Below are 13,773 nucleotides of genomic sequence, written 5' to 3'. Positions count from 1 at the left end.
AATGAAACTCGACCTGAAGATTCTCGATCAGCGCATGCGCGAACAACTCCCCGCTTACGCAACGACCGGTAGCGCCGGCCTCGATCTGCGCGCTTGCCTCGACGAACCGCTGACGCTGAAGCCCGGCGAAACCGCGCTGGTACCGACCGGACTCGCGATCCACGTCGGCGACCCCGGTTATGCGGCGCTGATTCTGCCGCGCTCGGGTCTCGGCCATAAGCATGGGATCGTGCTCGGCAATCTGGTCGGCCTGATCGATTCCGACTACCAAGGCCAACTGATGATCTCGACGTGGAATCGCGGCGAAACGACGTTCGTGCTGAATCCGATGGAACGCCTCGCGCAACTGGTGATCGTGCCGGTCGTGCAGGCCAGGTTCAACATCGTCGAGGACTTCGAGGAAAGCGTGCGCGGCGCGGGCGGGTTTGGCAGCACCGGCAAGCATTGATCGATTGCCGCGACGCGGCGGCCGCGGCGTTCAGCGCACGCCGCCGCGAGCAGAAAGTCAGAGCATAAAAAAACGGCGCGGGATAAAACCCGCGCCGTTCTGTTTTTTTGTGTCAGGCCAGTTCGACTCGCCGCCGGCCTGACTGACATCACTCGACTTCCACCGCCTCCGGATTCGGATTACGCGGCGCCGGATGCTCGTCGAAGGTCAACTGCACCTTGTCCTCGGCATCGACGTCGACCGTCACACGGCCGCCGTTCATCAGCTTGCCGAACAGCAGCTCATCGGCGAGCGCGCGACGGATCGTGTCCTGGATCAGGCGCTGCATTGGCCGCGCGCCCATCAACGGATCGAAACCGTGCTTCGCCAGATGCTTGCGCAGCGCATCGGTGAACAGCGCATCGACCTTCTTCTCGTGCAGCTGATCTTCCAGCTGCATCAGGAACTTGTCGACCACGCGCATGATGATTTCCTCATCGAGCGCACGGAAGCTGATCGTCGCGTCCAGACGGTTGCGGAACTCCGGCGTGAACATGCGCTTGATGTCGACCATCTCGTCGCCCGCCTCGCGGCGGTTCGTGAAGCCGATCACCGACTTGCCCATCGCCTCGGCGCCCGCGTTCGTCGTCATGATGATGATGACGTTGCGGAAGTCCGCCTTGCGGCCGTTGTTGTCCGTCAGCGTGCCGTGGTCCATCACCTGCAGCAGCACGTTGAAGATGTCCGGATGCGCCTTCTCGATTTCGTCGAGCAGCAGCACGCAGTGCGGCTTCTTCGTGATCGCCTCGGTCAGCAGGCCACCCTGGTCGAAACCGACGTAGCCCGGCGGCGCGCCGATCAGCCGGCTCACCGCGTGACGCTCCATGTACTCCGACATGTCGAAGCGGATCAGCTCGATGCCGAGCGTGAACGCGAGCTGCTTCGCGACCTCGGTCTTGCCGACGCCGGTCGGACCGGAGAACAGGAACGCGCCGATCGGCTTGTCGAGCTTGCCCAAGCCCGCGCGCGCCATCTTGATCGCAGCCGACAGCGCGTCGATCGCCGGGTCCTGGCCGAACACGACGCTCTTCAGGTCGCGGTCGAGCGTCTGCAGCTTGCTGCGATCGTCTTGCGACACGCTTTGCGCCGGCACGCGCGCGATCTTCGAGATGATTTCCTCGATCTCGTTCTTGCCGATGGTCTTCTTCTGCTTCGACTTCGGCAGAATGCGTTGCGCCGCGCCCGCTTCGTCGATCACGTCGATCGCCTTGTCCGGCAAATGACGATCGGTGATGAAGCGCGCCGACAGCTCAGCCGCCGCCGACAGCGCACCCGACGAATACTTGACGCCGTGGTGCTCCTCGAAACGCGACTTCAGCCCGCGCAGGATCGCCACCGTCTGCTCGACGGTCGGCTCGGTCACGTCGACCTTCTGGAAACGACGCGACAGCGCCGCGTCCTTTTCGAAGATGCCGCGATATTCAGTGAAGGTGGTCGCGCCGATGCACTTCAGCGTGCCCGACGAGAGCGCCGGCTTCAGCAGGTTCGACGCATCCAGCGTGCCGCCCGACGCGGCGCCCGCGCCGATCAGCGTATGGATTTCGTCGATGAACAGAATGGCGTGAGGACGCTCCTTCAGTTCCTTCAGCACCGTCTTCAGACGCTGCTCGAAGTCGCCGCGATACTTGGTGCCAGCGAGCAACGCGCCCATGTCGAGCGAATACACCTGGGCATCCGCGAGGATGTCCGGCACTTCGCCGCGCGTGATGCGCCATGCGAGCCCTTCGGCGATCGCGGTCTTGCCGACACCGGCCTCGCCGACCAGCAGCGGATTGTTCTTGCGCCGGCGGCACAGCACCTGGACCACACGCTCGACTTCCGACTCGCGTCCGATCAGCGGATCGATGCGGCCGTCCTTCGCCATCTGGTTCAGGTTCTGCGTGAACTGGGCGAGCGGCGTTTCCTTCTGCGCGGCGGCTTCGTCGGACTCGGCATTCGCGTCGCTCGCTTTCGCGGCGTCGGAGCTGCTCGTCTTGGCGATACCGTGCGAGATGAAATTGACCACGTCCAGACGCGTGACGCCCTGCTGCTGCAGGTAGTACACCGCATGCGAATCCTTCTCGCCGAAGATCGCGACCAGCACGTTCGCGCCGGTCACTTCCTTCTTGCCGTTCGAGGTGGACTGCACATGCATGATCGCGCGCTGGATCACACGCTGGAAACCGAGCGTGGGCTGCGTGTCGACGTCGTCCGTGCCCGGCACGGTCGGCGTGTTGTCATGAATGAAGTTGCGCAGGTTCTGGCGCAGATCCTCGATATTGGCCGCGCACGCACGCAGTACCTCTGCCGCCGTCGGGTTATCCAACAGCGCGAGCAAAAGATGTTCGACCGTTATGAACTCGTGCCTTGCCTGGCGCGCTTCCATGAACGCCATATGCAGGCTGACTTCCAGTTCCTGGGCAATCATGCTTCCTCCATCACACACTGCAGCGGATGCCCGGCCTGCCGTGCGTGGGTAACGACTTGCTCGACTTTGGTCGACGCGATGTCCCGCGTATAGACCCCACAAACTCCCCTGCCCTCGCGATGCACCTTCAACATGACCTGCGTTGCGGTTTCACGATCCTTATTGAAATATTCCTGCACGATCATCACGACAAATTCCATCGGCGTGAAGTCGTCATTCAGCAGCACCACCTTGTACATGGACGGCGGCTTGAGTTTCTGCTCCTGCCGCTCCAGTACGGTGCCGTCCTGCTTGTCCGGGATAATCGCCATACACCCATTCTAAACAACTAGGACAGGCCCGCAATCCTGTCAAAACCCGGCCGCCTGGCCGATGAGCCCGTTCGCTGCCGCCCGGCGGTCACGACGCTGTCATGATTGGCCGGCCTGTCGCGTTTTCGACGGGCCGATTGCGGTGCCGGCCCCCATCCTGTCATGCACGGTGCGTGCTGCACCGCGGTCGGATCGAGTATCGCACAACCTGCCGGTACTGGCTTCGAGCGCTCGCCGCGCTGGGCGTCGGCGCCGCGGGCACAGTCAGCATGTGAGTCGATTATGCGACTTTTCAAGCCACGCCGCTTGCGCCACCGCAAATACGGAAGCGGTAAAAACCCTGGAAAGCGGCCTGTTTGCAACGCGACAACGACGTCTCAAAATTTTCTTGACACTCGAATAAAGAGCCCCAACAATCAAGCTGGCACTTTTTTCACTAAGCCATAATTTCGAAAAAATGCCGATGGTGAGCTTGTGAGGAGGGGACGACTGCCTCGCGCAGTCGTGGCTTTTCGAGGGCTCGTGGTAGTGACATGAGTTACAGGGGAAGTTGGAAATGGCAACTGGTACGGTCAAATGGTTTAACGACGCCAAAGGTTTCGGATTCATCACGCCTGATGAGGGTGGTGAGGATCTGTTTGCACACTTCTCGGCCATCCAGATGAATGGGTTCAAAACCCTGAAGGAAGGTCAGAAGGTCACCTTCGAGGTTGTGCAAGGCCCGAAAGGCAAACAGGCATCGAACATTCAGACTCCTGCCTGAGGCGGCACTGCGGCGGTTCGTTACCCGTCCTTTCTGAAACCCGGCTTCTCGCCGGGTTTCTTTTTTGCGGCGGCTTTCTGTTGCAGCGGATTTTCCCGCATGGAAATCGCGTGAAACTTCCGGGTAAAAAAATACCCCGGCCGTTTGCTGGCGCCGAGGTTTTTATGCAAACCGGATAATCCCGGCGCATCAATTACATATTTTCGATCATCACTTGCCCAAATGCGGAGCACGACACCTGGGTCGCGCCTTCCATCAGACGGGCAAAATCGTAAGTCACGCGCTTTTGCAGGATCGATTTTTCCATCGAGCTGATTATCAGATCCGCCGCTTCGAACCAGCCCAGGTGGCGCAACATCATTTCCGCTGACAGAATTTCCGAGCCGGGATTCACGTAGTCCTTGCCTGCGTATTTCGGCGCCGTGCCGTGAGTCGCCTCGAACATCGCAACCGAATCCGACATATTCGCGCCCGGCGCGATACCGATGCCGCCCACCTGCGCGGCCAGCGCGTCGGAGATGTAGTCGCCGTTCAGGTTCAGCGTGGCGATCACGTCGTATTCGGCCGGGCGCAGCAGGATCTGCTGCAGGAACGCGTCGGCGATCACGTCCTTCACGACGACGTCGCCGCCGGTCTTCGGATTCCTGACCTTCATCCACGGACCGCCGTCGATCAGTTCCGCGTTGAACTCTTTCTGCGCAAGCGCGTAGCCGTAGTCGCGAAACGCGCCTTCGGTGTACTTCATGATGTTGCCCTTGTGCACCAGCGTCACCGAGCGGCGTTCATTGTCGATCGCATACTGGATCGCCTTGCGCACCAGACGCTCGGTCCCTTCGCGCGACACCGGCTTGATGCCGATGCCCGACGAATCCGGAAAGCGGATCTTCTTCACGCCCATTTCTTCGCGCAGGAACCTGATGATCTTCTTCGCCTGCTCGGACTCGGCCGGCCATTCGATGCCCGCGTAAATGTCTTCCGAGTTCTCGCGGAAGATCACCATGTTGGTCTTCTCGGGCTCACGCACCGGCGACGGCACGCCCTTGAAATACTGCACCGGACGCAGGCACACGTAGAGGTCCAGTTCCTGGCGCAACGCAACGTTCAGCGAGCGGATGCCGCCGCCGACCGGCGTGGTGAGCGGCCCCTTGATCGATACGACGTATTCCTTGACCGCCTGCAGCGTTTCGTCCGGCAGCCATACGTCCGGGCCGTACACCCGGGTCGCCTTCTCGCCCGCGTAGATTTCCATCCAGTGGATTTTCTTCTTGCCGCTGTACGCCTTCTCGACCGCCGCATCCACGACCTTGAGCATGACTGGCGTGATGTCCAGACCGGTGCCGTCGCCTTCGATGTACGGAATGATCGGCTCGTCGGAAACGTTGAGCGAGAAGTCGGCGTTGACGGTGATCTTATCGCCACCTGCCGGAACCTTGATGTGCTGATACGGCATGATCGGACTCCAGTGAAAGCCGTGCAAAAGCTGATGGGAGACTGCGAAAGAGATGCCCTCGCCGCGCAATGCCGAACCACCGCGAGCGGCCAGGCCGCTATTCTAGCCCACGCTCCAGGCACGACGCGGCCGCCCCCGGCGCCGGGTTTTCCAATATGGACGGACCACCGAACGCGCCACGCTCCTCTAAAAGATACAAGAATCTGCATCCCGATTTATGCATTATCATCCCGCCGTATCGCTCTGCCGTATTTGCTCTGCCGTCTCGCTCTCCATGCGCCTTCTCGCCCTCAACAAGCCGTTCGGCACCATCTGTCAATTTTCGCCACATGAGACGCGCGCGTCGCTTGCAGACTGGGTCAAAGTACCCGGTGTCTATCCGGCTGGCCGCCTCGACTCGGATAGCGAAGGCCTGCTGCTGCTCACCGACGACGGCGCGCTACAGGCGCGCATCGCTGAGCCGCGTCACAAGCTCGTCAAACGCTATTGGGCGCAAGTCGAAGGCGCGGTCGACGACGCCGCGTTGAAGCAGCTCGCACGCGGCGTCGATCTCGGCGACTACGTGACACGCCCATGTCAGGCGCGGTACGTCGAACCGTCTGGCCCGCTATGGACGCGCACGCCACCGATCCGCTATCGCGCTGCGATCCCGACCACGTGGATCGAACTGTTGATCACAGAAGGCAAGAACCGCCAGGTGCGTCGCATGACGGCCGCGGTCGGTTTTCCGACGCTGCGTCTCGTGCGCGTCGGCATCGGTGCGCTTGACATTTTTTCACTCGGACTACAGCCCGGTGAGAGCATCGAGTTGCGAGCGAACGCGCCATGGGATGGCGTCGTCTGAACGTGAATCAGCCTGCACGTGATCACTGCAAACACGTTTCACGGTCGTGACATTCAACGCTAACTCGTTGTAGCAGCACGCGAAACAATGCGTGAAACGCAAGCCCGAAGTGCGTGAAACAAATGAGCTCGCGCGAGCCTGAGCGATGCAGTTCGATCGCGTGCGATGAGGTTAAAAATTTCCGCGCAATTCGCGTCAACCGCCGTACAAGCCCACGCGTTATTCGACGCAGATGCCGCCGAAGCTATCCGGCATTCAGCCTTAAAGACCTTTGCATAAGCCGTTTTTGCGCGGCGAGTACGAAAGTCCGAACGCTAGCAGACGCGTCGAAAAATTTTGTTCGATGCGGCTGTCAACCGAAAGGTGGATGGCACGTTTACCGACATGACTCTACATTTGCCGGGTCATTTGGTTAATTAACTCAAGCTGAGGATTCACAAAATGAACAAACTGATCGCCGCTCTGGTCGCTGGCCTCTTCGCAACGGCAGCATTCGCACAAGCATCGGCACCGGAAGCAGCTCCGGCAGCTCCGGCAGCAGCTTCGTCGGCAAAGAAGACCACCAAGCACGCTCACAAGAAGTCGCACAAGAAGGCAGCAGCTGCTGCTGCAGCTTCGGCAGCTTCGGAGTAAGTTGCTTGTAAAAACGCAGTAAAGAACTAGCTTCATTGCCGTTCTTACGGCGTTGTAAGGCAGATCACCGCAAGGCGATCTGCCTTTTTGTTTTTGACGCGCTCGCGTAACATGCGCGAGTCGATTTCAGCAAGGAGTCTTGTCGTGCGATTTTCCATCCGCTCGTCGGTTGCGCGTTTCGCCGTTGCCGTTGCACTGCCGCTCGCGGCGCTGTCGTTCGCCGCTACCACGGCTCCCGCCCTGGCGCAGCAGATACCGCCGGGCGCCAAGCAGCCGAGCGAGTTTCCGCGGGTCAAGCTGACCGCCGGCATGTTCGTGATCGACGCGGCCGTCGCCGCCAACGACGCGGATCGCGAACAGGGCTTGATGTATCGCACGAAGCTCGGGCCGAACGAAGGCATGCTGTTCGTGTTCAACGAGAACGCGGGCCACTGCTTCTGGATGAAGAACACGCTGATTCCGCTGTCGATCGCGTTCATGCGCGCCGACGGCACGATCACCGATATCGACGAGATGAAGGCCGAGACCACCAACAACCACTGCCCGACGCACAACGGCGTGTTCGCGCTGGAAATGCCCAAGGGCTGGTTCACGGCCAAGGGCATCAAGCCGGGCATGCAGATCCAGGGCTTGCCGCCGGTGCCGGGTATCACGCAGTAAAGCCGTCACCGCCGGGCTGCGCCCCTGCGCGGCCCGCAGACGGCCACCCGAGCGTCCCCGTAAGTTGCCACTAGCCAGCCCGACCGTCCGCCTCGCTTTCCAGAAAAACCCGGCGCCTCAACCCGAGGCGCCGGGTTTTTTTCCGCCCGCGCAGCCCCGCGTGGCCGCCCTTCGCGCCGGCTGGCAGGATTCATGCAAAAGACCAATCGACGCGCTATCCTTGTAATCTCGATTTGGTAACGCCACATAAAGCACTAAAGCACCACCCAGACTCCCCGGACGGCTTACGCGGTCGCCCGGCATGCGTTTCAGGCGCGCCATTACAAGGAGATTCACGTGCCCCGCAAGACTCCCATCGAGCGCTACCGGAATATCGGCATCAGCGCTCACATCGATGCCGGCAAAACCACCACCACCGAACGGATCCTGTTCTACACCGGCGTGACCCACAAGATCGGCGAGGTTCACGACGGTGCGGCGACGATGGACTGGATGGAACAGGAGCAGGAGCGCGGCATCACGATCACGTCGGCGGCCACGACCGCGTTCTGGAAAGGCATGGCCGGCAACTACCCCGAGCATCGGATCAACATCATCGACACCCCCGGGCACGTCGACTTCACGATCGAAGTCGAGCGCTCGATGCGCGTGCTCGACGGCGCGTGCATGGTGTACGACTCGGTCGGCGGCGTGCAGCCACAATCGGAAACCGTGTGGCGCCAGGCGAACAAGTACAAGGTGCCGCGCATTGCGTTCGTCAACAAGATGGATCGCGTCGGCGCGGACTTCTTCCGCGTGCAGCGGCAGATCGGCGAACGCCTGAAGGGCGTCGCCGTGCCGATCCAGATTCCGATCGGCGCGGAAGAGCACTTCCAGGGTGTGGTCGACCTCGTCAAGATGAAGGCGATCTACTGGGACGACGCGAGCCAGGGCATCAAGTTCGAATATCGCGACATTCCGGCCGAACTCGCCGCAACGGCGAAGGAATGGCACGACAAGATGGTCGAGGCCGCGGCCGAGGCGAACGAGACACTGCTCGAAAAGTACCTGGGCGGTGAGCATCATCTGACCGAAGAAGAAATCAAGCAGGGTATTCGCGCACGCACGATCGCCAATGAGATCGTGCCGATGCTGTGCGGCAGCGCATTCAAGAACAAGGGCGTGCAGGCGATGCTCGACGCGGTGATCGACTATCTGCCGTCGCCGGTCGACGTGCCCGCGATCACCGGCCACGACGAGCACGACAAGGAGATCGAGCGCCATCCGAACGACGACGATCCGTTCTCGGCGCTCGCCTTCAAGATCATGACCGACCCGTTCGTCGGCCAGTTGATTTTCTTCCGCGTGTACTCGGGCGTCGTCAATTCGGGCGACACGGTCTACAACGCGGCCAAGGAAAAGAAGGAGCGCCTCGGCCGCATCCTGCAGATGCACGCGAACGAGCGCAAGGAAATCAAGGAGGTCTACGCGGGCGACATCGCCGCGGCCGTCGGCCTGAAGGAAGCGACCACCGGCGACACGCTGTGCGATCCGAATCATGTGATCATCCTCGAAAAGATGATCTTCCCGGACCCGGTGATCTCGCAGGCCGTCGAGCCGAAGACCAAGGCCGACCAGGAGAAGATGGGCATCGCGCTGAATCGTCTCGCGCAGGAGGACCCGTCGTTCCGCGTGCAGACCGACGAGGAATCCGGACAGACGATCATCTCCGGCATGGGCGAACTGCATCTGGAAATTCTGGTCGACCGGATGAAGCGCGAGTTCGGCGTCGAAGCAACTGTCGGCAAGCCGCAAGTCGCCTATCGCGAGACGGTGCGCAACAAGGTCGAGGACGTCGAAGGCAAGTTCGTCAAGCAGTCGGGCGGCCGCGGCCAGTACGGTCACGCGGTGATCGCGCTCGAACCTTCCGAACAGGGCAAGGGCTACGAGTTCGTCGACGCGATCAAGGGCGGCGTGATTCCGCGCGAATTCATCCCGGCCGTCGACAAGGGCATCCAGGAAACGCTGAAAGCCGGCGTGCTGGCGGGCTATCCGGTCGTCGACGTGAAGGTCACGCTGACCTTCGGTTCGTACCACGACGTCGACTCGAACGAAAACGCGTTCCGCATGGCTGGCTCGATGGCGTTCAAGGAGGCGATGCGCAAGGCGAAGCCCGTGCTGCTCGAACCGATGATGGCCGTCGAGGTGGAAATACCCGAGGACTTCATGGGCAACGTGATGGGCGACCTGTCGAGCCGGCGCGGCATGGTGCAAGGCATGGAAGACATCGCGGGCGGCGGCGGCAAGCTGGTGCGTGCGGAGGTGCCGCTCGCCGAGATGTTCGGCTACTCGACGTCGCTGCGCTCGGCCACTCAGGGCCGCGCGACTTATACGATGGAGTTCAAGCACTACGCCGAAACACCGAGCAACGTCGCCGAGGCCGTGATCAACGCGAAGAAGCAATGACGCTGACGCGGCGCCGCTGAGCGTCATCAGTCGAAGCCCGCTCCCTGTGAGCGGGCTTTTTTTTCGTGGCGCCGTTGGCATCGTCATGCCACACAGCCGTTTTTTGAACGTGCCAGAATGTCGAACAGGTACGCGGCACCCAAGCCGAGGAGGACGCACGATGAGCCAGGATCACGAACATCCGCATTACCGGGCCGAGCACGAAGCCGCCGAAACCGGCGGACAGATCGACTGGCGCGAGCACGGCGTGAAGGTCATCCGCGGCGATCAGCTCGACACCAACACCGCGCAAACGCCGGGCATGAACCGCGCGGCTGCGATCAACGCGGCGCGCGTCGGCGCGCAGAAGATCTGGGCCGGCACCGTAACGATCCATCCGAACGCGAAGACCGGCGCGCATCATCACGGCGCGCTCGAAAGCGTGATCTACGTGGTGCGCGGCCAGGCGCGCATGCGCTGGGGCGAGCATCTGGAATTCACCGCCGAGGCCGGTCCCGGCGACTTCATCTTCGTGCCGCCCTACGTGCCGCATCAGGAGATCAACGCGAGCACCGACGAGCCGCTCGAATGCGTGCTCGTACGCAGCGACAACGAAGCGGTCGTCGTCAATCTGAACATCGACGCGGTCGAGCAGCCCGAAACGGTCTACTGGGTCGATCCGATCCACAAGCATCCGCACGATCACTGAGTCGCTCATGCCTCATCATTCACCTGCCGACTGACCCGCCCGCGCCACATGACGCCTACCGCTTCGCTGCGCCGTCGCCTCGCCACGCTCTACGCGGTGCTGATCGTCGCCAACCTCGGCGCATGGCTGTGGGCGCTGATCGCGTTTCGCCACTACCCGCTGCTGCTCGGCACCGCGCTGCTTGCGTATGGCTTCGGTCTGCGTCATGCGGTCGACGCCGACCACATCGCGGCGATCGACGCGGTCACGCGCAAGCTGATGCAAACGGGCAAGCGGCCCCTCGGCATCGGGCTCGCGTTTTCGCTCGGACACTCGACGATCGTGATCGCGGCGACGATCGGCATCGCGTGGACCACGCATTCGCTGCATGGGCGCTTCGAGAGCTTCAAGGAACTCGGCGGCACGCTCGGCACGCTGGTTTCCGCGACATTCCTGCTGGTGCTCGCGGCGGTCAATCTCGTGATCCTGCGCGATGTGTGGCGCCGCTACCGGCACGCGCAACACGATGGCGCAGCGGCCACCGCGTCAACCGATTCGCTCGCCCCAGCCGGGCTGCTGTCGCGTGCGTTGCGGCCGCTGTTCCGGCTGGTCACCCAAAGCTGGCACATGTACCCGGTCGGCGTGCTGTTCGGGCTCGGCTTCGATACCGCGACCGAGATCGGCCTGCTCGCGATCGCTGCGTCGCAGGCGAGCACCGGTCTGCCGCTCTACTCGATCCTCGTGTTCCCCGCGCTCTTCACGGCCGGCATGACGCTCGTCGATTCAACCGACAACGTGCTGATGGTGCACGCGTACGGCTGGGCGATGGATGACCCGAAGCGCAAGCTGTACTACAACGCGAGCATCACGTTCGTGTCGGCGGTGGTCGCGATCGTGATCGGCGGCATCGAGGCGTTGGGACTACTGTCGGACCGCTTCGGCTGGAGCGGCGGCGTGTTGGATGCGATCGCCCGCATCAACGATCATTTCGGCGCGCTCGGCTATGCGATCGTCGCGGCCTTCATGGCGTGCTGGATCGGCTCGGTGCTGTTTCATCGCTGGAGACGGCCCGTTGGCGCCGAAGCGGCAGGTCAGCAGGTTTTTCCAGTGTCCCGCCATTCCCTCCGTAATCGCGACCACCTCTCGCGCGCACGTGTCCGGTAAACGTTGTGACGACGACACACCGCTCCTCATTTATCGGCGGACCGGCTAACGCTGCACGCCAGAGCCGTGAGCAATCGCTTACACTGAAACCGCTCTGCGCAGCGTTGCGCCTTCGCGACCGCGGCCCCGTCACCTCGCGCCGCCCATCGGGAAGCGCGCTGCCTTCCGCGCTGTCGCGCCGCTCGCGCGACGCTTCGGAACCAGCAACAGAACGGACTGGACACGCCATCGATGAAAACGCCAGCGGACCGATTTCTCGCCCCTGATGCATTGAACGAAGCCCGCCTCGCCGCCGACGCCTACGGCAACCACGCCCTCGACGAGTTCCTCGCCGGCCGGATCACGCGCCGCGAACTGCTGCGTTACGCGAGCGTGATCGGTCTTTCACTCGCGGGCGGCGGCTTGCTCGGCGCGCCGCGAGCGAGGGCGCAAGGTGCGCCGGCCCCGACGAACCAGACCATTCGCGTCGCGCATCTGACGCCGGCGGGCGCCGTCGATCCGCTAACCGTCACCGACGCCGCGAGTCTCGCGCTGCTAAACCAGACCGGCGAATTCCTGATCGACGACGACGGCGAGAAGCTGATGCTCAAATCCGCGCTCGCGCTGTCGTGGAAGCCGAACGACAAGGGCGACGTGTGGACCTTCAAGCTGCGCCCCAACGTCAAATTCCACGACGGCCAGAGCTTCGGCGCGAAAGACGTGGTCGCCACCTTCGACCGTCTCGCCGATCCCGCGAGCGGCTCGGCCGCGTTGTCGGTATTGAAGGGCGTGCTGTCCAAAGGCGGTGCGAAGGTCGTCGACGAACACACGGTCGAATTTCATCTCGACGCGCCGATCGGCAATTTCCCCTACTACGTATCCTCGGATAATTACAACGCGGTGATCCTACCCGCGAATTTCGCGGGCAACTACGAAAAGAGCTTCATCGGCACCGGCCCGTTCAAACTCGAAAAGTATCAGCCGAAGATCGGCGCGTCGTTCGTGCGCAATCCCGACTACTGGGGCGACAAAGCGTTACCGCAACGCGTACAGTTTTCGTTCTATGCGGACGAACAGGCGCAACTGCTCGCGCTGCAAGGCCACCAGGCCGACGTGATGGGCACCTTCACCGTGCAGGGCGGCGCGGCCATCCTGAACAATCCGGACTACAAGGCAGTGGGCGTGAAGTCGAGCGCGCATCGGCAGATTCACATGCGCAACGACAGCCCGCTCTTCAAGGACAAACGGGTGCGCCAGGCGCTCGCGTTGTCGCTCGATCGCGACGTGCTCGTGCGCGGTCTCTTCAAGGGTCGCGCGCAACTCGGCAACGACAGCCCGTTCGCGCCGGTGTTTCCGTCGTCGGATGCAGGCGTGCCGCAACGCAAGATCGACGTCGCGAAGGCGAAGCAGTTGCTCGCGCAAGCCGGCGTGCCGAACGGTTTCGATGTCACGCTGACCACCGAAAAATACATGGAGATTCCAGACCTCGCGGTCGTCGTGCAGAACGCCGCGAAGGCGATCGGCGTGCGCATCAATCTGAAGGTCGAGAGCCAGTCGCTGTACTACGGCGCGGGCACGCCGGGCAAATCCGACTGGCTCGACGCGCCGCTCGGCATCACCGACTACGGTCATCGCGGCGTGCCGAACGTGTTCCTCAACGCGACGCTGACGAGCAACGGCACGTGGAATGCTGCGCACTTCAAGAATCCGCAATACGATCAACTGGTCGCGCAGTTCGTCTCGGCGATCGACCTCGCCACGCAGAAGAAACTCTCCGGACAGATCCAGACGCTGCTGCTCGACGAAACGCCGTTGATCATCCCGTTCTTCTACGATCAGCTGATCGCGATGCGCAAGGGCGTGAACGGCGTGCGCTTCACCGCGCTCGCGCAGCTGTATTTCGATCGCGCGACGCTGAGCGCGTAGGTACCGCGCTGCTCAACGCACCTCCGCACGAGAACTC

12 protein-coding genes are annotated in these 13,773 nt (G+C 62.2%); 9 read left to right on the top strand and 3 right to left on the bottom strand.

Going from position 1 to position 13,773, the window contains the following annotated elements; all coding sequences use genetic code 11:
• Position 1 precedes the first annotated feature (1 nt).
• Positions 2 to 448, top strand: a complete 447-nt coding sequence (gene dut, locus QFZ94_RS16150; RefSeq protein WP_013090304.1) for a dUTP diphosphatase — start codon at positions 2 to 4, stop codon at positions 446 to 448.
• Between the two features lie 148 nt (positions 449 to 596).
• Here the strand turns inward: dut and clpA are convergent, their stop codons facing one another.
• Positions 597 to 2,894, bottom strand: coding sequence for an ATP-dependent Clp protease ATP-binding subunit ClpA (clpA, locus tag QFZ94_RS16145; RefSeq protein WP_368584780.1), 2,298 nt, complete (start codon positions 2,892 to 2,894; stop codon positions 597 to 599).
• On the bottom strand, positions 2,891 to 3,205 hold the full coding sequence (gene clpS / locus QFZ94_RS16140; protein ID WP_008919570.1) for an ATP-dependent Clp protease adapter ClpS: 315 nt from the start codon (positions 3,203 to 3,205) through the stop codon (positions 2,891 to 2,893). The genes clpA and clpS overlap by 4 nt, the downstream gene beginning before the upstream one ends.
• A 556-nt stretch (positions 3,206 to 3,761) precedes the next feature.
• Here clpS and cspD point away from each other — a divergent pair.
• Complete coding sequence (gene cspD, locus QFZ94_RS16135) at positions 3,762 to 3,968, top strand: cold shock domain-containing protein CspD (protein ID WP_176105238.1); 207 nt, start codon at positions 3,762 to 3,764, stop codon at positions 3,966 to 3,968.
• 193 nt (positions 3,969 to 4,161) lie between these two features.
• Here cspD and icd read toward each other — a convergent pair whose 3' ends face one another.
• On the bottom strand, positions 4,162 to 5,418 hold the full coding sequence (gene icd / locus QFZ94_RS16130; protein ID WP_429458150.1) for an NADP-dependent isocitrate dehydrogenase: 1,257 nt from the start codon (positions 5,416 to 5,418) through the stop codon (positions 4,162 to 4,164).
• Between the two features lie 274 nt (positions 5,419 to 5,692).
• On the opposite strand from icd, the gene QFZ94_RS16125 reads away from it, so the two are divergent.
• The 7 genes from QFZ94_RS16125 to QFZ94_RS16095 all read left to right on the top strand — a co-directional run bounded on the left by QFZ94_RS16125 (position 5,693) and on the right by QFZ94_RS16095 (position 13,736).
• A complete protein-coding gene (locus QFZ94_RS16125; RefSeq protein ID WP_429458148.1) occupies positions 5,693 to 6,262 on the top strand; it encodes a pseudouridine synthase in 570 nt (189 codons plus the stop codon).
• Between the two features lie 441 nt (positions 6,263 to 6,703).
• A complete protein-coding gene (locus tag QFZ94_RS16120; RefSeq protein ID WP_083788686.1) occupies positions 6,704 to 6,895 on the top strand; it encodes a hypothetical protein in 192 nt (63 codons plus the stop codon).
• Between the two features lie 144 nt (positions 6,896 to 7,039).
• A complete protein-coding gene (locus QFZ94_RS16115) occupies positions 7,040 to 7,555 on the top strand; it encodes a DUF192 domain-containing protein (protein ID WP_368584777.1) in 516 nt (171 codons plus the stop codon).
• A gap of 336 nt (positions 7,556 to 7,891) precedes the next feature.
• Positions 7,892 to 10,000, top strand: coding sequence for an elongation factor G (gene fusA, locus QFZ94_RS16110; protein WP_429458145.1), 2,109 nt, complete (start codon positions 7,892 to 7,894; stop codon positions 9,998 to 10,000).
• Between the two features lie 160 nt (positions 10,001 to 10,160).
• Positions 10,161 to 10,688, top strand: coding sequence for a cupin domain-containing protein (locus QFZ94_RS16105; protein WP_368584775.1), 528 nt, complete (start codon positions 10,161 to 10,163; stop codon positions 10,686 to 10,688).
• A gap of 48 nt (positions 10,689 to 10,736) precedes the next feature.
• On the top strand, positions 10,737 to 11,831 hold the full coding sequence (locus tag QFZ94_RS16100; RefSeq protein ID WP_429458143.1) for a HoxN/HupN/NixA family nickel/cobalt transporter: 1,095 nt from the start codon (positions 10,737 to 10,739) through the stop codon (positions 11,829 to 11,831).
• 231 nt (positions 11,832 to 12,062) lie between these two features.
• A complete protein-coding gene (locus tag QFZ94_RS16095; protein ID WP_429458141.1) occupies positions 12,063 to 13,736 on the top strand; it encodes an ABC transporter substrate-binding protein in 1,674 nt (557 codons plus the stop codon).
• Positions 13,737 to 13,773: the final 37 nt, after the last annotated feature.

This window comes from Paraburkholderia sp. JPY465 (genome assembly GCF_050436725.1).
Lineage (GTDB): Bacteria > Pseudomonadota > Gammaproteobacteria > Burkholderiales > Burkholderiaceae > Paraburkholderia > Paraburkholderia youngii.
The sequence above is the reverse complement of the archived record's forward strand: the minus strand, read 5'-3'. Positions and strand labels throughout refer to the sequence as shown.

Coding starts and splice junctions, on each gene's coding strand:
- dut (WP_013090304.1), top strand. CDS start 2: ATGAAACTCGACCTGAAGATTCTCGATCAGCGCATGCGCGAACAACTC.
- clpA (WP_368584780.1), bottom strand. CDS start 2,894: ATGATTGCCCAGGAACTGGAAGTCAGCCTGCATATGGCGTTCATGGAA.
- clpS (WP_008919570.1), bottom strand. CDS start 3,205: ATGGCGATTATCCCGGACAAGCAGGACGGCACCGTACTGGAGCGGCAG.
- cspD (WP_176105238.1), top strand. CDS start 3,762: ATGGCAACTGGTACGGTCAAATGGTTTAACGACGCCAAAGGTTTCGGA.
- icd (WP_429458150.1), bottom strand. CDS start 5,418: ATGCCGTATCAGCACATCAAGGTTCCGGCAGGTGGCGATAAGATCACC.
- QFZ94_RS16125 (WP_429458148.1), top strand. CDS start 5,693: ATGCGCCTTCTCGCCCTCAACAAGCCGTTCGGCACCATCTGTCAATTT.
- QFZ94_RS16120 (WP_083788686.1), top strand. CDS start 6,704: ATGAACAAACTGATCGCCGCTCTGGTCGCTGGCCTCTTCGCAACGGCA.
- QFZ94_RS16105 (WP_368584775.1), top strand. CDS start 10,161: ATGAGCCAGGATCACGAACATCCGCATTACCGGGCCGAGCACGAAGCC.
- QFZ94_RS16100 (WP_429458143.1), top strand. CDS start 10,737: ATGACGCCTACCGCTTCGCTGCGCCGTCGCCTCGCCACGCTCTACGCG.
- QFZ94_RS16095 (WP_429458141.1), top strand. CDS start 12,063: ATGAAAACGCCAGCGGACCGATTTCTCGCCCCTGATGCATTGAACGAA.